This is a genomic window from Vibrio sp. Isolate23, from assembly GCF_022398095.1.
In the GTDB taxonomy this organism is placed as follows: Bacteria; Pseudomonadota; Gammaproteobacteria; order Enterobacterales; family Vibrionaceae; genus Vibrio; species Vibrio coralliilyticus_A.
In genome coordinates this window covers 55,159-73,517 of sequence record NZ_JAKEUV010000003.1, presented here as the reverse complement: position 1 = coordinate 73,517, position 18,359 = coordinate 55,159, and the positions used below count along the sequence as shown (strand labels likewise).

General features: G+C 43.9%; 19 protein-coding genes. 6 read left to right on the top strand and 13 right to left on the bottom strand.

From position 1 onward, the window contains the following. The 4 genes from L1D31_RS10200 to L1D31_RS10185 are packed head-to-tail and all read right to left on the bottom strand — an operon-like array spanning position 1 to position 3,974. Positions 1 to 696: a chromosome partitioning protein ParA gene (locus L1D31_RS10200; RefSeq protein ID WP_239837012.1), complete on the bottom strand. Its 696-nt coding sequence runs from the start codon at positions 694 to 696 to the stop codon at positions 1 to 3. Further along, the gene (locus L1D31_RS10195) at positions 696 to 2,786 is read right to left on the bottom strand and encodes an SLBB domain-containing protein (RefSeq protein WP_239837011.1); all 2,091 of its coding nucleotides are present in this window, start codon (positions 2,784 to 2,786) and stop codon (positions 696 to 698) included. Before L1D31_RS10195 ends, L1D31_RS10200 begins: the two co-directional genes overlap by 1 nt. After that, a complete protein-coding gene (locus L1D31_RS10190; protein WP_239837010.1) occupies positions 2,776 to 3,615 on the bottom strand; it encodes an OmpA family protein in 840 nt (279 codons plus the stop codon). Before L1D31_RS10190 ends, L1D31_RS10195 begins: the two co-directional genes overlap by 11 nt. A gap of 41 nt (positions 3,616 to 3,656) precedes the next feature. Next, a complete protein-coding gene (locus L1D31_RS10185) occupies positions 3,657 to 3,974 on the bottom strand; it encodes an STAS domain-containing protein (protein ID WP_239837009.1) in 318 nt (105 codons plus the stop codon). A 290-nt stretch (positions 3,975 to 4,264) separates the two neighbouring features. Between L1D31_RS10185 and L1D31_RS10180 the strand changes: the two genes are divergently transcribed. Beyond that, the gene (locus tag L1D31_RS10180) at positions 4,265 to 5,125 is read left to right on the top strand and encodes a DNA ligase (protein WP_239837008.1); all 861 of its coding nucleotides are present in this window, start codon (positions 4,265 to 4,267) and stop codon (positions 5,123 to 5,125) included. Here L1D31_RS10180 and L1D31_RS10175 read toward each other — a convergent pair. Beyond that, positions 5,115 to 6,110 carry a DUF3080 domain-containing protein gene (locus L1D31_RS10175; RefSeq protein ID WP_239837007.1) on the bottom strand — a complete coding sequence of 332 codons (996 nt, stop codon included), beginning with the start codon at positions 6,108 to 6,110 and terminating at the stop codon, positions 5,115 to 5,117. The genes L1D31_RS10180 and L1D31_RS10175 overlap by 11 nt on opposite strands. Positions 6,111 to 6,198: 88 nt before the next feature. After that, on the bottom strand, positions 6,199 to 7,569 hold the full coding sequence (locus L1D31_RS10170) for an MATE family efflux transporter (RefSeq protein ID WP_239837006.1): 1,371 nt from the start codon (positions 7,567 to 7,569) through the stop codon (positions 6,199 to 6,201). Positions 7,570 to 7,747: 178 nt separating this feature from the next. Between L1D31_RS10170 and L1D31_RS10165 the strand changes: the two genes are divergently transcribed. Beyond that, a complete protein-coding gene (locus tag L1D31_RS10165) occupies positions 7,748 to 8,362 on the top strand; it encodes a riboflavin synthase subunit alpha (RefSeq protein ID WP_239837005.1) in 615 nt (204 codons plus the stop codon). 33 nt (positions 8,363 to 8,395) lie between these two features. Here L1D31_RS10165 and L1D31_RS10160 read toward each other — a convergent pair whose 3' ends face one another. Continuing rightward, positions 8,396 to 8,599, bottom strand: coding sequence for a CPXCG motif-containing cysteine-rich protein (locus L1D31_RS10160; protein ID WP_019276122.1), 204 nt, complete (start codon positions 8,597 to 8,599; stop codon positions 8,396 to 8,398). Between the two features lie 279 nt (positions 8,600 to 8,878). Then, complete coding sequence (locus L1D31_RS10155) at positions 8,879 to 9,745, bottom strand: fructosamine kinase family protein (RefSeq protein WP_239837002.1); 867 nt, start codon at positions 9,743 to 9,745, stop codon at positions 8,879 to 8,881. A gap of 353 nt (positions 9,746 to 10,098) precedes the next feature. Here L1D31_RS10155 and L1D31_RS10150 point away from each other — a divergent pair, with 353 nt between their 5' ends. Continuing rightward, positions 10,099 to 10,443 carry a DUF3802 family protein gene (locus L1D31_RS10150; protein WP_239837000.1) on the top strand — a complete coding sequence of 115 codons (345 nt, stop codon included), beginning with the start codon at positions 10,099 to 10,101 and terminating at the stop codon, positions 10,441 to 10,443. 2 nt (positions 10,444 to 10,445) lie between these two features. On the opposite strand, the gene L1D31_RS10145 is transcribed toward L1D31_RS10150, so the two are convergent. Beyond that, positions 10,446 to 10,958 carry an NlpC/P60 family protein gene (locus tag L1D31_RS10145; RefSeq protein ID WP_239836998.1) on the bottom strand — a complete coding sequence of 171 codons (513 nt, stop codon included), beginning with the start codon at positions 10,956 to 10,958 and terminating at the stop codon, positions 10,446 to 10,448. Positions 10,959 to 11,053: 95 nt separating this feature from the next. On the opposite strand from L1D31_RS10145, the gene L1D31_RS10140 reads away from it, so the two are divergent. Next, positions 11,054 to 13,081 (top strand): methyl-accepting chemotaxis protein, encoded by a 2,028-nt coding sequence (locus L1D31_RS10140; protein ID WP_239836996.1) that lies wholly within the window; start codon positions 11,054 to 11,056, stop codon positions 13,079 to 13,081. 24 nt (positions 13,082 to 13,105) lie between these two features. Here L1D31_RS10140 and L1D31_RS10135 read toward each other — a convergent pair whose 3' ends face one another. Then, positions 13,106 to 13,894, bottom strand: a complete 789-nt coding sequence (locus tag L1D31_RS10135) for a sterol desaturase family protein (RefSeq protein ID WP_239836995.1) — start codon at positions 13,892 to 13,894, stop codon at positions 13,106 to 13,108. 84 nt (positions 13,895 to 13,978) lie between these two features. Between L1D31_RS10135 and L1D31_RS10130 the strand changes: the two genes are divergently transcribed. Both L1D31_RS10130 and nagK read left to right on the top strand, forming a co-directional pair. Next, positions 13,979 to 14,719: a tRNA-uridine aminocarboxypropyltransferase gene (locus L1D31_RS10130; protein ID WP_239837370.1), complete on the top strand. Its 741-nt coding sequence runs from the start codon at positions 13,979 to 13,981 to the stop codon at positions 14,717 to 14,719. A 142-nt stretch (positions 14,720 to 14,861) separates the two neighbouring features. Beyond that, entirely contained in the window at positions 14,862 to 15,770 is a 909-nt protein-coding gene (gene nagK / locus L1D31_RS10125) for an N-acetylglucosamine kinase (protein WP_239836989.1), read from the top strand. Between the two features lie 164 nt (positions 15,771 to 15,934). Here nagK and L1D31_RS10120 read toward each other — a convergent pair whose 3' ends face one another. From L1D31_RS10120 to mobA, 3 genes are read right to left on the bottom strand one after another with little or no spacing between them, the layout of a single operon-like run. After that, entirely contained in the window at positions 15,935 to 16,201 is a 267-nt protein-coding gene (locus L1D31_RS10120) for a DUF2960 domain-containing protein (protein WP_239836988.1), read from the bottom strand. Positions 16,202 to 16,251: 50 nt separating this feature from the next. Then, complete coding sequence (gene mobB / locus L1D31_RS10115; protein WP_239836987.1) at positions 16,252 to 17,733, bottom strand: molybdopterin-guanine dinucleotide biosynthesis protein B; 1,482 nt, start codon at positions 17,731 to 17,733, stop codon at positions 16,252 to 16,254. Beyond that, positions 17,730 to 18,317: a molybdenum cofactor guanylyltransferase MobA gene (gene mobA / locus L1D31_RS10110; RefSeq protein WP_239836983.1), complete on the bottom strand. Its 588-nt coding sequence runs from the start codon at positions 18,315 to 18,317 to the stop codon at positions 17,730 to 17,732. Before mobA ends, mobB begins: the two co-directional genes overlap by 4 nt. Positions 18,318 to 18,359 lie beyond the last annotated feature (42 nt).

The window sequence follows — 18,359 nt, the reverse complement described above, 5'->3', positions numbered from 1 at the left end:
TTAGGCTGAATGAGCCAGAAACTCGTTAGTAAGGAGTTTTTGTGCCCATTTTTCTCTCCATGATTGAGGAAGAAATCTCAGTCTTCTTATCTCTCTCGCCATTTCCTGCCCCAGTGTTGCTTGGTTCTTCAAGTTCAAAATGGAGCCTAGTAGTGAGATTTTCGGGCTTTGGAGGAGCTCTTGCGATTTCTGGATTTGACCGGTTGATGTTTTCCCTCCCATGACCACTAATACTGTTTGATCACATGCGCTGGCGACGACCTGAGCGGGTATATTCCCTCGGTTTACATGAAGCAGAGGCGAGGTGTCGCAAATGACTCTATCGTAGTGCTGTAACCATTTATCTACTGAGTTGCTCAAAACACTTGGATCTTTATAAGCTAGAAGCGTCGAAGTCTGTTCCGGTGCAGGTAAGCCCGTGAAAAGCTGGTGGGATGATTTATGTTCCAGTAACACACCTATGTCATCACCCTGGTCAGCGTTGACTAGTGCAGGTTCAAACGCAGGATGGAATAAGTTCAGATCCACCAGAAGGGTTTTATGCCCACCGAGTAAGTATCTTTCCGCCAAAGCAGATGCAATTGACGTGACGCCGTCACCTGAATTGCAGCCTGTGAGACAAACTGAACGCGCCTCGGCCAATTCGGCCGCGAGGTAGATTTGCTCTACCTCGGTTAATGTAGCAGGAATCATCATTACAGCGCTCCTATCAATACGATGGTGGTCGTCAAGCGTAGGATGTCTTCAAGGCCTACTCGTGCTCTTTCAAGAATGCTCTCGCTGCGGTCTGGGATGTAAATCGTGTCACCTGCACGAAGCACTGGAAGCTTGTAAATATTGGCGGTTTTACTGAAGTCGATTAAGTCAAAAGTACGTGCCTGCCCTTGGCAGCAAGACATATTGACAATGGATATTTTCTCTAAATAGGCTCTGTCAGAGGGGCCGCCTGCCTCCGCCAGAATGTCTAGGATTGTCATGTTGTCGTCAAATACATAGCGACCCGGGCTATTGACAGCACCCAAGACTCGTACTGTCGACTCTTTGCTTGTGTCCAGCCAGATCTTGTCTTTTTCTGGGATATAAATCGTGTCACCCATAGTGACTTTGGGCAGCAGGCTTTCATCGCCAGTTTCGAAATACAGTGACAAGTTAAGCTTGCTAACCTTTGAATACGTTTTGTCTCTGTGGGTAATTTTGATGTTATGAATGTCGGCATCTTTGGTTGGGCCATCTGCCGCAGACAAGATATCCAGAAAATGCATCTCTTTGGTAAAGCGGTAGCGACCCGGAGCATTGACTTGGCCGAAGACGTATATAGATGCATCTGAGCTCTGACGTACCCATTGGGATTTGTTGTCAGATGGATCTTGGGGTAAGTCATGAACGCGAATGATGGTGCCAGCGCTGATGACAGGCAGCTCAGCCATTTGCGCACCATTCAAGATAAACTCGTCAAGGTTGAACGTTTCCATTTTTCCGTTAGGTGTCACTACTTCTATTTTGGACGTGTCTGCTCGAAGAGTCGGTCCACCAACGTGTGCAAGTAGGTGCATCATATCCATTTCGTCTGACCATTCGATACGTCCGGGGCGAACTACTTCACCAATGACATTAACAGCACGATCTGGCGAGATTTTGAGCCATGACTTCTCGTTCATATCGGTCTTTTCGGGGACAAAAATCGCATCGCCAGCATGGATCTGAGGAGGTGTTTGAGTCGTTAAACCTTCGGTATAGGCGGTTAGATCAAACTTGATGACCTGCCCATTTGCCTTAATAAGACGAATCTGGCGAGATTCTGCATAACGAGTTGGACCGCCTGCATTAGCCAGAATGTCCATGAAAGAAGCGCCTTTCTTACCTTCGTAAGCGCCTGGGTGTTTGACTTCTCCCATGATGTAAATAACGTTTGAGCCTGCACGAATTTCTTCTTCTTGTTTAGGGACGAAAATCGTAGTGCCAGGCTGAAGGTTAGGAAGAAGAGAGGTATCTCCGCTATCTAAATACTCTTTCAGGTTGAAAATTTGAGGCTTGTTGTTGCTGATAACACGAATCTGTTCCACAGAAGCGTACCGGGTAACACCACCAGCGCGCATCAGGATATCGACTAAGTCGGCAGTATTTTTGAATGTGAAGGAGCCGGGGGCATTGACTTCACCAAACACTTTAATCGCGGTTCTGTTGTCTGCACTATCACCGGAGTTGGCCAACTTACTGGCATCAAACTGTTGCTCAATGTTGCCAACCAAGGGTGAGGCAGGAACGAATATAGTGTCCAAAGACTTAAGCTTAGGCAGTAGAGACTCATCGCCCGTATCCAAAAACCGTTTGTAGTTAAACGGAAACTTGTCTTTGCCGCGCTTAAGAAGCAGATTATTTAACTGCGCCCCCGAACGTAATCCACCGGCAGCGTGAATTGCCATTTGAACATCTGCGCTTTTCGACAAAGTATACTCACCGGGGGAGTTTACGTAACCCTGGATAGAGATAAGCACTTGTTGCTCTGAAATGTAAACCGATGCAGTAGAAAGATCTCGATAGACTTTGCTTAACGCGTTGAGCACGGATTGCTGCAACTGGCTTTCAGTGTATCCAGCGACGTAGAGTGCGCCAACTTCTGGTAGGCTGATTCGGCCTCGCTTGTCGACTTGGAATCCTTTATTTAGTGTTTCTTCGCCTGGCAGGTTAACCTGAATCATATCGCCAACCTGCACGCGTTCTATTTCGGCATTAACAGAGGCTGCGAACAAACAAGCTAGGGTGATTAAGATAAATTTATTCCACATGAGAGTAGCCTCCATTCAATTTGTTCTCTGCAAGCTCGTTGGTTTCAACAACCTCGATGCTGACTCTGCGATTAGTGAGTCGAACGCCATCTGATTCACCTTCAAAAAGCGGGAGGGATTCACCGAGGGATTTCGTTTCTATTCTTTTCGGCTCTAGGCCAAAAATGGTTAGATAACGTTTCACTTGTTTTGCTCTACCCATTGCAAGCTGCTGATTCTCTAGCTCGTCCCCGACCGAGTCGGCATGGCCGGTAACGGTCAAATGTAGCGATTTATGCTCTCGTAAAATGTTGGCTGCTTGCGCAAGGTGACCCATGTATTTCGGGTTAACTTCTGTTGAGTTGAAGGCAAATTGATTATCAACGTTTAACAGATTGTAGAGTTTGTCGATGATGGCCAATTGTTGTTGGAATGAGAATTCATTGTGCGGTGGAACGCATTTAGATTGAGATGTGACGTAATCTAGCTGTCGCTCTAGTTCGTCCAATCGTCTGCGTTGAATGACGATATCGTTGGCGGCATCTAGCAACAAACCACCTTCTAATTCTCTAGCGATTCTGTTCTGTTTTTCGATAGCTTGAACGACGGCAGCGGGGAAGCACCAACGAGCCCCCTCGCGGATGAGTGCATCGAGATGAAGTTTTGCCAGTTGCCAGTCAAAGCGCAAGCCATGCTCTGGGCCGAGTGGTTCGTTTGGCATAACAGGAGTGAAGTTTGATTGGATGTATTGCTCAGCAATGCCTCCACGTCCGGCTTCAGGGTGGCTGCTACAGCCAATCACGCTTACGATGGGTACAATTAGGGCTATGTGCTTTATGTAGTTAATCATGCCAACTTCCTTAGTTAGTGGGTGAGATCTCAATTGTTGTTTTAATGAGTTTGAGAGTTCACTGGGATAGCTTTGTCGATACGAAGTAGATTGATAATTTCCAGTGGCTGACCAGTGACATTCTCGATGCGCATCTGGCGCTCGCGCTCTACTAAGCGTTTGTAAAGGTAAACCAGAGCGCCGACACCGGAAGAATCAAGAAAGCGAACATTACGAAAATCAATTTCAACCTCGCCATGCTGATCGGCGATAATCTCATCAATGTGCTTTTGAGCGTATCGGCTGCCTTCAGCATCTAGGTTGCCATCAATTTGAAGGGTAAGAGTTTCATTAGTGAGTTCAATTTTACGTAGTTCCATGACGATATCTCCTCAGTCAGTTTTCTTAAGAAGAGCACGTAATGTGCCAGAAAATATCTCTAATAAAATCAATGAGCTATGATATGGCTTGTAATGATTCTCAATTTGAGAAATACGTTTTCTCAGACTGAGAATCATGCCTGTAAGTAAAAATGGTTTACTGGATGTTGTAACTGACACATTTATAGGTCTAAGTAACTTTTGAGGTCGCTCGTAATGTCAGTTGGCATTGATTGAACTTATGTCCCAAGCCCTGAGAATCACTTTGAATGGAGACTTTGGAGGTAAGGATGCAAATAAAATTGACCTGTATAGCGATAGGAGTGGCGCTTTCTTTTAATGCTCTGGCGGATGCTCACTATTCACACGGCTTTATTCCTGTCACTCAAGCAAATGCTTATGAATATGGTACTAATGTCGAAGATTATTGGAAAAGTGAAAAACTAGATGGTATCAGAGCGATTTGGAATGGCACTCAGCTTACGACTCGAAATGGTAAGATCATTCATGCGCCTGACTGGTTCATCAAGCCACTACCGGATTATGCAGTAGAAGGCGAGCTTTGGGCTGGGCGCGGGAATTTTCATATTGTTCAAAAAACGGTATTAGATGAACAGCCGTCAGATGTAGCCTGGCAGAAGATTGATTTCATGTTGTTTGATATGCCTTATGCTGCTGGTGACTATCAAAAGCGTTACTACAATATTCGCCATTTAGTCCATACGCTGAAGACTTCACACATTAAACTCGTTGAACATACTCCAATTCACTCAGAGCAAGAACTGTTTCACTTTCTCGACAATGTCAGTGAGCAAAAGGGTGAAGGGCTAATGTTAAGGAAAATCACTAGTCGTTATCAAGCTGGCCGCAGCAGTGATTTACTCAAAATGAAGAAGCATCAGGATGCCGAAGGCATTGTAGTGGGTTATAAGGTGGGTAAGGGGAAGTACAGCGGTAAGATGGGTGCCTTACTCATTCAATTGAACTCAGGCGTGGAATTTTATATCGGCAGTGGCTTTACTGATGAGCAGCGCCGCCATCCACCAAAACTCGGTTCAACCATTACATTTAGGTACAACGGTTATACACAAAATGGTATTCCAAAGTTTGCTCGCTATATGAGAGAGAGGCCTGATTACGTCAGCGAGTAGGTGGCGCTCCACAACGTTTGAATAAGCCTTGCCAATATTGAACATGCTCTTTAGTCGCGCGCCTGAACGTTTGGTGATATTGCCTAATAGGGTATTGATAATTGGGATGGCCGCTTTCGACAAAATCAATCATAGGGTTGAGTTCGTTATACATACTGTCAATTTTGGCAAGATATGGCTGTATTTCACCAATATAGAATTGATTAAATACATTTCTTAAATAACGGAATTTCGTAGTGTTTCTTCCTCGGCTACAGAGAATGGTCCCGTCGTGATTTTTAAGCTGTTGAGTGACAATATTAAGTTTATTACTGGCGTTAAGCATTGAATAACTGAGTGGGCCGAGAACAGGATGTTTCTCTAACGCTTCTTGATAAGGTGTGAGTGCGTTTAGGGTGTCACCGTCACTTAAAGCTTTACTGGCAGCATGGCCCCAATCAATATGATTAATGGCTTGCATTATTTGAGTGCTACTTCTGCCATGTTCAATCGAAAGCCATTCCGTCGCTTCCAGTTGATGACGCATTGCTTCGCTAGTAAAGGCTAAGTTTGCAAAATGTTCGGGCAATTGATCGAGTTTTTGCTGTTTGATTGGGGTTAATTGTGCTTTCAGTGCTTGTGAAATATCAGGGCTCATCAAGCAACGTTCTATACCGTAGCCGAGTTTGATTTGATAATCGAAGTTACGAAATTGGTCTTGTACCTTACCAAGAACTGAATTTTTCTCCGCGACCAGATTAAATAGCCCACATTTGCGCAGTTCATAACTGTCTAGTAAGCCAATGCTGATACTGGGTATAGTAATGAGTAACTCTCGCTTCTCAGGGAGCAGAATATTGATGTTGGCTGGCATTGAGGGCGCGTCGCGGTTTTGGATATTAGCAATACGCTCTAGGTAGGTATCTAGACTTACCTCTATTGGATCTTTTAGCCAATCACATGCTGTCAGGGATAGAGTCAATATAAAAACAAATAAGAAACGCATACGTTGGTTGTGTAGTAAAAATAATCAAGGTCTGCTATTAGTCTACCTGTAAAATGCAAAAAAGGTCAGCATGGCTGACCTTTCACTGTTATTTGGAGGCAAACTCCAGCTGAATGTTATCGGGTTGCCTATGCATCCACCGAAGGCGAAGACCGAGCATAAGTGCAGCGGAAGATAGACCAATGATGAAACCTATCCAAAAGCCATGCGCGCCCATAGGTTGAACAATCCAATCCGTCATAGCTAAGATGTAACCAATAGGTAAGCCCAAGATCCAGTAAGCGATAAAAGTACGATTGAATATAGCAGCCATGTCTTTGTAACCGCGCAATGCACCTGCCGCGACAACTTGAACGGCATCTGTGACCTGATAAATTGCAGCAAACAATAACAATTGCAAAGCAATATCAATGACCGCTCGATTGTCAGTATAAAGTAACGCAACTTGTTCTCGGAACAGCACGGTTAAGAGCGCGGTAGAAAGAGCCAAAGCGACCGACACAATGATGCCAACGCGAGACGCAATAGCTGCCCCTTCAACATTGTTTTCCCCAAGGCTATGGCCGACACGAATACTGGTTGCTGCGCCAATACTCATTGGCAACATAAACACTAACGAAGAGAAATTAATGGCGACTTGGTGTGCTGCAACAATCAATGATCCAAGCGGAGCAACCAGTAGGGCAACGACAGCGAATAGGGTAACTTCAAAAAAGAGCGCTGCAGCCACTGGAAAACCGAGTTTGAACAAGCGCGTAAGGGGTTTCAGTTGAGGTTTGTGGAACTGTCCGAAAAGATTAATGTGTGCAACGCGTTTTGATGTAATGACATAAAACAACAGCATAAAGAACATCAGCCAGTAAACGATGGCTGTCGCAACACCACAGCCTACACCGCCAAGTGCTGGTGCGCCAAATTTACCGTAAACAAAGATCCAGTTAAGTGGAATGTTAAACAGTAGACCAATGAATCCGATAACCATTGCGGGCTTGGTCAGCGACATACCGTCTGTAAAGCTTCTCAGTGTTTGGAACAAGAGAAAGGCAGGTACGGCGTACATAACTGCATGCATGTAGCCATTGGTCTTTTCTGCCATAAGCTGTTCGACATCCATCAAACCCATGATGGCTTTGGTTTGAAATAATACGCCAATGATTGGAATCGAGATGAGTAGAGCCATCGCGATGCCTTGTTGTATTTCGAATGGAATTTTAATCTGACGACCAGAGCCATTGAGCTGGGCGACGACCGGAACCAACGCCATCAGTAAGCCTACACCAAAAAGTATAGAAGGTAGCCAGATGCTTGAAGCAATGGATACGGCAGCCATATCTATGGCACTGACGCCACCAGCCATGACGGTATCAACAAAGCTCATGCCCGTTTGGGCGACAGAGGCGATCAATACCGGTGTTGCCAGTTTGACCAACGTATTCGCTTCTTGTTTGTATCGATGCACGTAAAAACTCCAATGAAAGCAAAAGTGTTTTGATTTCTGCAGAATCAAACTATGGAATCAACTCGAAAATCAAAGAGGAGAGCACCAGATTATTATCGATAATTTATACATGGTGCTGTTGTGCTAAATGATAATTAAATGTCACACTAACCTCCACGAAAAACTGCTGGAATTTGCAATGTTTACTGGAATTGTTCAGGGAATGGCAGAAGTGATTGCCATTGAAAAGAAAGAGTCGTTTCAAACTCATGTTATTCGATTAGATTCATCAATGAGCCAAGGCTTATCTATTGGTGCTTCGGTTGCTCATAATGGCTGTTGCCTGACAGTGACGAAAATCGAAGGCGAAAATGTGTCTTTTGATTTGATTCAGTCGACTCTGAGGTTAACTAACCTAGGTGAATTAGATGTTGGTCATGTTGTTAATATCGAACGTGCGGCGAGGTTTGGTGATGAAATTGGTGGCCACACTATGTCTGGGCATATTGCTTTAGCTGCTGAAGTGTCAGATGTGATCGATACACCAAATAACCGTACCGTGTGGTTTGAACTTCCTGAAGAAAACATGCGATATATTTTGCCTAAAGGGTTTATTGGGCTTGATGGTTGCTCGTTAACGATTGGTGAAGTGGAAGGGAATCGCTTTTCAGTTCACTTGATTCCAGAAACTTTGCAAAGAACGCTATTTGGTCAGCGCCAAAAAGGCGATAAAGTGAATGTTGAGTTTGACCCGCAAACACAGGCTATTGTGGATTCGGTAGAACGTGTTCTAGCGGCTAAGAAACACCTTTAGTTGAGATGTACAAAAGCGCCTAACGGCGCTTTTTTAAAAAATTTGCTCGTCGTCAGCGTCTATTGAGAGTTCTATTTCGTCCAACTGTTCGTTAACCATCATGCTGAGATGAATGGCATTACAGCAAGCAGGGCAGTCATCATAAAAGTTTTGACTTCCGTTGGTCGCATCTAAAGTGATACCAATCGAGTGCCCACAGTGAGGGCAGGTAACTCTTTTTTCAGTGTATTTTCGCATAGTTCTCTTCCTTACGTCTTTGATGAGATCAATGCCCAAGCCATCCATACCCGTGGGTGTAATATTGGTGTTTGTCGATTTTGTTGGGGTATGGCAATCCATTCTTTGTGGCTCCGACACATTAATCTTAAGTCGTTAAGTTAGTAATAGACGTAAATTAAGTTCAAAGTTTGAGGTGGCTAATAAAAAACACCAAGATAGAGCTCGGTGTTGGAATAAGTATTAACAGTTTCGCTAATGGATGTATTTAACTAATTGTTAAATAAGGAACTACCATGATTAATAGGTCAGTATTTTATTGATTGTCCTTTCACACTGATCCAGATAATGCCCACCAAACTGATTGTAGTGGTTGAGTAGGTGATACAAATTGTATATATCTTTGCGTTCGTTATAGGCTAAATCCAATGGCAGGATGCTCTCATAACCTTGGTAAAATTCGGGTTGAAAACCTTCAAACAGTTCCGTCATTGCGATATCGCATTCTCTATCTCCCCAATAACAAGCTGGGTCATAACAAATAGGCCCAAAAACCGAGTTTGCAACGTTACCGTGCCAAAGATCGCCATGCAGTAAAGAAGGACGAGGATGATGATTGCATAACCTATCTTGAACCAGGCGAGTGAAATCACCAATATCGACTAAAGTAACGCCTTTTTCTTTCATAAGTTGAAGTTGCCAGCCAATCCGTTGCTCAGCAAAAAAACGCCCCCATTTTCTATCCCACTTGTTGGGTTGCAAGGTAGAACCAATGAAATTATCTTGGTCAAAACCGTACTCTCTTTGTTCACCCCATTGATGAAGTTTGGCAAGTTGTTGACCGAACTTGAAGCTGTTACTGCTATCGTCGAGCGGTTTAGTCGGTAAATAATTTAAGATAATAAAGGCATGTTCTTTACACTTACCTGTGAGTATATGCTCAGGAACGAAAACGCTGGAGCTTTCTCTTAATATGCGGATATTTTCGGCTTCTATTTCGAATTTAGGGTAAAAGTCTCTCTGATTGATCTTAACGAAATAGCGCTGCTCACCATCGCTAATCATGTAACAGTCACTGATATCTCCGCCACTGAGACGGTTTTTTTCGACAATATCAAAAGAAAACAAGAGAGTTTCAGACAGTTGTTTAGTGATGGCTTGCCACATATCTCGATCCGTTTTCGCAGTTGAGTATTAACATTGTAGAATAAGGCGCTGGTTAATTCTGAATCAGACTGCAAAAAATTCAATCATTTAGTTGAGGTTTTCATTAAGCTTATTAATTTGTGAGCTTGGTCATATCCATATGGTGAGGGTTAGTGAGTAAAATGGTTTCGCTCGATAAAACTTGATCCTAGTTCAAAGCCATCAGTCGCGAATTAAGTCAAATCCGTGAACTGAGGTATAACCAACGTTCGAATTTTATGAGTATCCGAGTCGAGTTGAGTTGTGAAAACTCATTGATATGTCTTAGTATTAGAAAGTGACTCGCAAAACAGAATAACGAATGGAGAACGACAGTGGTTGTTGAAACCGATGGCTACCTAGCACTTATTGAGCATCTGGCATTTAATCTTGATGTCTTCTCATCTGAAGATGGAGACGTAGGTGCTGAAAGTGTCGAAGATGTGGTTACCGATATGGTAGCAAGTAACATCATGGCCATTTTTGAGCAAAACCCAGAGCTACACTCAAGCGTTCGCTTCCAACTGCTTAAAGAGGCCGATTCGGTGGTTGAAGATTTGAGCGAAGTGTTAGCTGGTGTATGGGCTAAACCTGCAACAAACGAGCAGATTGCTTTCCTTGATGAGTATATCGCTCTGGTGAAAAACTTATTTGATTCCGCAGTCGCTAAATACGACTAATTTCAATCAATTGCAGACGGCGTGGCAACCCGTCTGAAATGCCAAAACTTTGATGCCCAATAAGGGTTATCCAATCTTGAAATAATGACACCTTTCGAAGTCGAAGCATGCATAAACTGCTTGTTGCCTATGTAAACACCGACATGACGAACTTTGCTTGAAGTTTTAAAGAAAGCCAAATCTCCCACCTTGACTTGATCGTAATTCAGTTCATTACCAATATTGACTTGAGCTAATGTTGTACGTGGTAAATGAATGTTAAGTGCTTCTTTGTAAGCGATTTGAACAAAGGCTGAACAGTCAATGCCGTTGTAGCTATTTCCTCCTAACCGGTAAGGGACACCTTTCCAACCGCGATAGACATCAAGAAATTCTTGTTGAACATTTTTTTCGTAAGAGCTGAGTGCTTGAGTCGCTCCTAAGTCATTAAAACTTTCAGAGGGTGGTGGGCTTGAGCAACCCGATAAGAGGACAATTAAAAAAGCCTTCAAAAATTGCGAAGCAACTCTATTCATGGTGCTTATTCCATTTGTTGATGACATTTGCCTGTCATATTGTCTACATAAAATCGCACACTGATTAAACTTTTGTATGATGTTGGTTCAAATTTATGCCCAAACAAAAGACGAGTTACTCACTCATTCAAACTATCAGTGTCGTTTTTTTAACGATTACCTTACTGGTCATTGGTTTATCTGTCACTAGCTTAAGAGGCATTGAGAGAGTCGGTGCCCAATTTAACACTCTTTCAGATCAAGCCCTGCCTTTAGCCATGACAAACGCAAAGTTGACACAGAGTATTTTGGAGCAGGTCAAACAGTTAGGTTATGGTTCTCAAGCCAGTGACATTGAAGAGCTCAACGCGATAAAGGCTAAAGCCGAAAACAGCGTAGATGAGACCTTGGGGCTCGCAGAGCAAGTATTTGAAATATCGTCAAATTTTAACCAAGCGATATCCCAACATCAGGAGTTGGCTCTGAGAGGAAATGTTGACGCGCTGTCTAAATTAACCAGCAATATATTGATGACACAGTCGTCGCTACTCACAATGCAGTCAAGTATTGATGCTCAAGTGACAGAGTTTCGATACGGGCTCAGTTCGATTGGCCCAGAAATGAATCGTATTAGCTCATTTCTTGCCGTGGATAACCCCGAGTCATCGGATGCGGCGAATCGGTTCATTGCCAGTGCGAGCTCAATGGAGAGCACATTTTTAGTGCTTATGATGCAAACAGACTTAAACAAAGCGATGTCTGAATACAAAGAAATGCGAAGTCGAATTGCAGGGATCAATCTGGCGTTTGATGACTTTGCGGAGTGGCATCCGGATGTTAAAGAGTTTGCGAGCTTAATTGCCCCCTACGATATGGTACAAGCTGGTTTTTCTGAATCCGGGGTACTGAAAAAAATATTAACCAAGTTAGAGTTGGTAAAAAAACAAAGAGCTCAAATTGCTCAAGCCGCAATCTTAGCAAATGAGACGATTACATTGCTTAACAATATTTCTCATACTGCGGAAGACTTAATTGATGACAGTAAAGCTGTTGTTAATGGCACTATTTCTTCAATGACGACAATACTTATTGTGAGTAGTTTGGTTCTGGTTGGCATCATCGTAGTGTCGTGGGCCTCTTTACGCACTTGGATAAATCGCGGTCTTAATAATATTAAAGAAAGCTTGAATAAGCTGACAGAACACGATTTAACGAGTGCTGTGCAATTGATCGGACCTTTTGAAATGAAGGAAGTTGCCCGAAAACTTAATCAGGTTATTGAGTCAACTCGAGATTCTATATCGACAGTTACTCGAAATTGCGAAACGCTTTATCAGACCGCTGAAATTAGCCATGATGCGGCCGAACAATCAAACCTGAGCTTAGCTCGACAAAATGAATCTTTAGCCAGTATGGTGGCGACTGTTACTCAACTCGAAGCATCGATCAAAGAAATAGCGACTGTAACGAATGAGTCTTACACAGAATCTCAGCAAGCTGCTGCACTGTCGAGTAATGGTGTCAGCGTCATTGAACAGAACCAGAGTAGGCTGCAATCTTTAGAAGGGACACTCAATGTCAATGAAGACTCTATGGTGGAATTGGATAGCCGAGTTAAACAGATTCGTGAAATGGTTGATATGATTTCTGGTATTGCTGAAAACACCAACTTATTGGCGTTAAATGCCGCTATTGAAGCCGCCAGAGCCGGTGAACAGGGTAGAGGGTTTGCGGTTGTCGCCGACGAAGTTCGTAAGCTTGCCAGTGATACTTCCCAGCAAACATCAAACATACGTGATCGAATGAATGAGTTAGTAGCAGCAGCTGAAAAGTCACGTACAGCAGTATCAGCTAGTCGTGAAGAAATGACTTATGCGTTGGAATCTAGTGAGCAAGTGAAAAATACCTTTGTAGATATCGAGCAAGCGGTGGATCAGATACGTCTTCGAGTGGAGCAAATTACTGTAGCGACAGAAGAACAGGAGAGGGCAACAGCGGATGTAAGCCAGTCTATCACTCATGTATCGGATCAGGGAGAGCAAACCAAGCTTCAGCTCGAATCTATGGTCGAAAACTCAGAGCAAGTGGCAGACATTGCAGGGCATCAACAGTCAATGCTTCATAAATATAAACTGCTGCATTAACTATTAAGATAGGTATTAGGTTTATTATTCTTCTCTAAAAGGCTGGGTAAGCATCTTATCTAGCCTTTGTTCGTTTGGCGTCTGGAAAAGTGGAATGCCAATCTTTACATCGTTGTGTCCACGCTCAGGTTGATCGATGTAAGTACCGAACCAGCGATCCCAGATAGAGAGAGAAAAGCCAAAGTTAGAATGGGTTTCTCGCGGTATTACTGAGTGGTGCACGCGATGCATGTCTGGTGTGACAATGACTTTGCGTAGAACAGCATCCACTTTGATTGGTAGCTTGGCGTTACTGTGATTAAACATCGCACTTGCATTGAGAACGATTTCAAATACTAGAATTGCTATTGGTGGGATCCCAAGTGAAACCACCAGTGCAATTTTGACCCACATGGACAACACGATTTCAATCGGGTGGAAGCGGCTGCCTGTCGTTACGTCAATATCCTGATCCGCATGATGCATTCTGTGTAATCGCCATAGCCAAGAGACTTTATGAAAGACCAGATGTTGGAGGTAGATCGCCAGATCGAGAAAGATGACACACATGATGAGTTCTACTAATAACGGGAAGTCTAGGTGATTGAGTAAGCCCCATTGCTGTTTGAGAGCAACGTTTGCGGCTTCGAATGCCAATACTGGCATAAATAGGCTAAGAAAAAGCGAGTTAAAGCCGACCAAGCCAAGGTTGTTGATCCAGCGATAGAGCTTATTCTGGGTCAGCTTTTTTCGTGGAGTTAGCCACTCCCACAATCCACACAGTATTAGCACAGAAAGAAAAAAGCTTAAGCGAATAAGATCTGGATTCTGCATACGATGTTTTTCTCCCACATGGAACTTGCAACGGATTTGTCTCAAGGTAAACTCTGCACCCTTTATCATTATCCATCAACTTACATGAGAATCCACGCTTTTCACCGTCTCTATCAACATCGCCTAGAGCACTCGACTAAGCCGTTCAATGCAAGAGGCTGTAAAGTCCAGCGTTGTCAGTACTGTCAGGTAGCTGAACACTTTTGTATCTGTGCATATCAGCCAGATGTCTCCAGTTCAGTGGCGGTGATGCTGCTAGTGTCTGAAAACGAAGTCTTCAAGCCAAGCAACACTGGGCGGCTTATCCTTGATACGGTAAAAGAAGGTTATGTGTATCAATGGAGTCGCACAGAGCCTGATCAGGCGATGCTGTCGTTGCTCAATCATCAAGATTACCAGCCCATCGTCGTGTTTCCTGATGAATATGTTGAAGATAAGTCTCGCTTGCTTGGAGAAGACGCCCGTCAGCAGTGTGGTGATAAAAAACCACTACTCATTTTTCTTGATGGAAGCTGGAGAGAAGCTAGGCGCATTTTTCGAAAGTCGCCATATCTGAACGCGCTTCCTGTTTTGTCAGTGTCGCCAGAATCAATTTCTCAGTATGTTATGAGGCGTTCCGACAATGAACAACACCTTGCTACGGCGGAAGTCGCCACATTGGTACTTGAACAGCTAGGTGAAGAACAGACGGGTCAAACGCTTAAACTGTGGTTTGACGTATTTAAAGAAAGCTACCTGTTAAGTAAGACCAGAATTAAGCCAAATTTCGACCGACCACTGCTGCAACATTATCTTCAGAAGGTGAAAAACGAGAATTCAGTCTGAAAATAATCGGTTTGTCGGCGATAGTCTGCACAGTTAAGTCTAGGTAGTGGTTAAATTCGTTCCACGTCACGGATTGTAGGCGTACCAATGTGGATAATGAACCGATTTTGACTTTTTGATATTTGTTTCTGGGAGAGATACGATGTACTACGGCTTTGACGTTGGAGGCACTAAGATTGAATTTGGTGCGTTTAATGAACAATTAGAGCGTGTTGCCACAGAGCGCGTACCAACGCCAACGGAAGACTATTCTTTATTAGTGAGCACGATAGCTGAACTGGTGAATAAGTATGACACACAGTTCGGCTGCGAAGGAAAGATCGGTCTAGGTCTACCTGGAATGGAAGATGCCGATGATGCTACCGTTCTGACGGTCAATGTGCCTGCGGCCAAAGGTAAGCCACTTCGTGCTGATCTTGAAGCCAAAATAGGCCGTAGCGTTAAAATTGAAAACGATGCGAACTGCTTTGCACTTTCTGAAGCGTGGGATGAAGAGCTTAAAGATGAGCCTTCGGTTATGGGGCTGATTCTTGGCACTGGCTTTGGTGGTGGATTGATTTACGACGGCAAAGTATTTTCCGGTCGTAACCACGTTGCGGGTGAGCTTGGACATATGCGTTTACCGATTGATGCTTGGTTCCACTTAGGAGACAACGCGCCACTACTAGGTTGTGGCTGTGGTAAAAAAGGCTGCTTGGACAGCTACTTATCGGGTCGTGGCTTCGAGTTAATATACGAGCACTATTACGGCGAAGCGAAGAAAGCGATTGATATCATCAATGCTTATAAGGAAGGCGAAGCTAAAGCTGCTGAGCATGTTGAGCGCTTTATGGAGTTGTTGGCAATTTGCTTTGCTAATATCTTTACTGCTAATGACCCACATGTTGTTGCACTAGGTGGTGGGTTGTCTAATTTTGAACTCATTTACGAAGAGATGCCAAAGCGTGTGCCTAAGTATTTACTATCTGTTGCTAAGTGTCCGAAGATTATCAAAGCAAAACATGGCGATTCTGGTGGTGTACGTGGGGCTGCCTTCCTCAACATCAAATAGTCTTGATTTGATTGCATAAATTTGAGAGCTTGCTTAGGCAGGCTCTTTTTTATGGTAATCACAATGACTTTGCACGCCTTTCAACAAGAACACTATAAGCAACTTATCGACTGGAGCGATTCCGCTGAGCTTAACTACCAAGAGCGCTAGGCTCCTGTTTATAACTACTTGTTCTTCTTACCGACACCAAGGTTTTCTTTTTGTTTGAGAGTGATTTTCTCAAATCCCAATTTTCGGAAATGGTTGTCGCGGTAATTGCGCATTGCTTTAGTATCTGACACGGCTTCAACCTGTTGTTCCATCTTTAGGAACTCGGAAATATCAATACCTTCTGCTTCGGCTACGGCTTCATGAATATTACGATGTTGCTGATACGAAAAAGTTAGCGTTTTGTCTTCACCCTTATAGGTATACAGGATTGTGCGAGCCATATGTATTTCTCTTAAGATAAATGAGGTCAGCTGAGCTGGCCTTGGATGCACTAGATTCTGCCTTGAAGCGGAATGATTGTCACGCTTTCTCCAATCTTGACAGTATCAACGGCTGGGGAAATCTCGATCAAGCAGTTGGCTTCGTTAATGGGTTGCAGGTCTCCAGAGCGTTGCTTGCCTGTGCCTCTCACCGTGAGCTGCCCATTAGAATCTATTTCATAGCTGCCAAGGCGAAATTCAGTTTGACCTTGTCGCGAATGCAAATTCTCCTGTGTAACAGCGCTAACTTTGAGGGGCTGCCAACCTTTTTCACCCTGTATTTTCCGCAATGCCGGCTCCACAACATTGATGAATGAGACCATAACAGCAATAGGGTGACTCGCAAGACCAAAGAAAGGCTTATCGTTGACTTGTCCATAGGCGCATCGGTGTTCTGGTCTCATGCCGAAGTCAATCCTACCTAACTTGTCGCAATCAAGCTGGACTGGACTAGTATCACCCATGGAAATATTGCCAACACTAATAATCACATCGGCTTTTTCAGAAGCAGGCAGTAGAGCAGGTGTTATGCTTTTCTCATTACCTTCGAGAAAGCCAAGCTCAAGAATCTCACAACCAAGCTTTTCAAGTAATGCCAATAACATAAAGCGATTGGATTGGTGCTTTGAGTTAGACGTTTGCTTGGTCTCTGGCCCTTTTGTCTCATCACTAGGGAAGAACATGGCTACTTTTAACCGTCGATAAACCTCGCATTGTGTCAAGCCAAGGGAAGCCAGCATACCCATTTCCGGTGATGCGAGCCTTTGACCTTGAGAGAGGGCTGCACCATTTGTTGTAACTGGCGAGAGTACGTCTCGAGCGAGAACACGCCCTTGGCTAAGTTCAATGGAGCATGACTCTAACAGATCAATAGGTTTGAGCGAAGAGAGGATATTTTCTAAACCCTGTTCAACGGAATGAAAAGCAGGAGAAAGAGTGTCACCGCTGGTTGCTGACGTATTGTTTTGAGGCTGATGATCGCGCTTGACGTAGTCATAGACAAAGCGAGCGATCATATCGATATCATTAATGCTCATTTGAGGCAGTAGCACGTTATCGACAGTAGTATCTGCAGCGATAGCGATAATGTTGTCATCGTTAGGATAAAGCCAAGGCTTTCCGACCTCTTCTCTGTGAAGTTCAATTTTTGGAAAAGCAATGTTTTTACAGCCTTCGACAAGAATGACATCAAGCGAGTTGATATCAAAGCGGCTCAGAAGGTAGTCGAATTCAGATTCTGCTTCTGGCGTTTCTGTCATCAAAGCATATCGATTGCGGGAAGCAATCAACATTTGAGACGCTCCAGCTTTACGTAATCGAAAGCTATCTTTACCTTCTTTATCGACATCGAAGTCATGATGGGCATGCTTAAGCATGCCAATGCGCAACCCTGCTTGAGTTAATTTAGGCAACAATGCTTCCAACAAGGTTGTCTTGCCTGTGCCGGAGTAAGCGGCAAAACCCAGAATGGGGATAGGGAGCGAGTGTGTCATTGGTTTACCGTTCCAAATTGTGCCAACTCTATAGGAGTGTTTAGGTTAACGAAACACTCATTGGCATCGCTAAAATCGACGTTACGTGTTTTGCACTCTTTATAGAGTAAAGTGATTTTTCTATCGCCACGCTCGAGAAATGCCGTCAGTTTTGGCAACACACGTTTGTGATAGAGAGTGAAGACGGGTTGCTGAAAGTCCCCGTCGTGCGCAACGAGTATGTCATAGTCATCTTGGGCGGCGGCACAGAATCGCTCAACCAAATTCATGCTGATCTGCGGGCTATCACAAGGTACGAAGCCAACCCAGTCCTTGTTTGCCGCTGACAACCCTGCGTGGATTCCGCCCATCGGCCCTGGAAAATCTTTGATTTCATCACCAATGACCGTGGCGTATTTGGAGTAGATCTCCTGATTTCGGTTGGCATTAATCATAATGTCTGAAACTTGCTTGGACAGTCTTTCAAAAACATGTTGAATCAGAGGTTTATTATCGAGTTCGATAAGACCTTTGTCTTTTCCGCCCATGCGTCTGGCTTGACCGCCAGCTAAAATAACCCAACTCGTTTGCGTTGGAAGAAGCATAAATGTTCTCTTGCTTTGTATCTGTAATGACTTGTAGCGGCG

What these genes read in the sequence shown, in the direction of transcription:
- L1D31_RS10200 (WP_239837012.1), bottom strand. Translation starts at nt 696, where the DNA reads ATGATGATTCCTGCTACATTAACCGAGGTAGAGCAAATCTACCTCGCG.
- L1D31_RS10195 (WP_239837011.1), bottom strand. Translation starts at nt 2,786, where the DNA reads ATGTGGAATAAATTTATCTTAATCACCCTAGCTTGTTTGTTCGCAGCC.
- L1D31_RS10190 (WP_239837010.1), bottom strand. Translation starts at nt 3,615, where the DNA reads ATGATTAACTACATAAAGCACATAGCCCTAATTGTACCCATCGTAAGC.
- L1D31_RS10185 (WP_239837009.1), bottom strand. Translation starts at nt 3,974, where the DNA reads ATGGAACTACGTAAAATTGAACTCACTAATGAAACTCTTACCCTTCAA.
- L1D31_RS10180 (WP_239837008.1), top strand. Translation starts at nt 4,265, where the DNA reads ATGCAAATAAAATTGACCTGTATAGCGATAGGAGTGGCGCTTTCTTTT.
- L1D31_RS10175 (WP_239837007.1), bottom strand. Translation starts at nt 6,110, where the DNA reads ATGCGTTTCTTATTTGTTTTTATATTGACTCTATCCCTGACAGCATGT.
- L1D31_RS10165 (WP_239837005.1), top strand. Translation starts at nt 7,748, where the DNA reads ATGTTTACTGGAATTGTTCAGGGAATGGCAGAAGTGATTGCCATTGAA.
- L1D31_RS10160 (WP_019276122.1), bottom strand. Translation starts at nt 8,599, where the DNA reads ATGCGAAAATACACTGAAAAAAGAGTTACCTGCCCTCACTGTGGGCAC.
- L1D31_RS10155 (WP_239837002.1), bottom strand. Translation starts at nt 9,745, where the DNA reads ATGTGGCAAGCCATCACTAAACAACTGTCTGAAACTCTCTTGTTTTCT.
- L1D31_RS10145 (WP_239836998.1), bottom strand. Translation starts at nt 10,958, where the DNA reads ATGAATAGAGTTGCTTCGCAATTTTTGAAGGCTTTTTTAATTGTCCTC.
- L1D31_RS10140 (WP_239836996.1), top strand. Translation starts at nt 11,054, where the DNA reads ATGCCCAAACAAAAGACGAGTTACTCACTCATTCAAACTATCAGTGTC.
- L1D31_RS10135 (WP_239836995.1), bottom strand. Translation starts at nt 13,894, where the DNA reads ATGCAGAATCCAGATCTTATTCGCTTAAGCTTTTTTCTTTCTGTGCTA.
- L1D31_RS10130 (WP_239837370.1), top strand. Translation starts at nt 13,979, where the DNA reads ATGAGAATCCACGCTTTTCACCGTCTCTATCAACATCGCCTAGAGCAC.
- nagK (WP_239836989.1), top strand. Translation starts at nt 14,862, where the DNA reads ATGTACTACGGCTTTGACGTTGGAGGCACTAAGATTGAATTTGGTGCG.
- L1D31_RS10120 (WP_239836988.1), bottom strand. Translation starts at nt 16,201, where the DNA reads ATGGCTCGCACAATCCTGTATACCTATAAGGGTGAAGACAAAACGCTA.
- mobB (WP_239836987.1), bottom strand. Translation starts at nt 17,733, where the DNA reads ATGACACACTCGCTCCCTATCCCCATTCTGGGTTTTGCCGCTTACTCC.
- mobA (WP_239836983.1), bottom strand. Translation starts at nt 18,317, where the DNA reads ATGCTTCTTCCAACGCAAACGAGTTGGGTTATTTTAGCTGGCGGTCAA.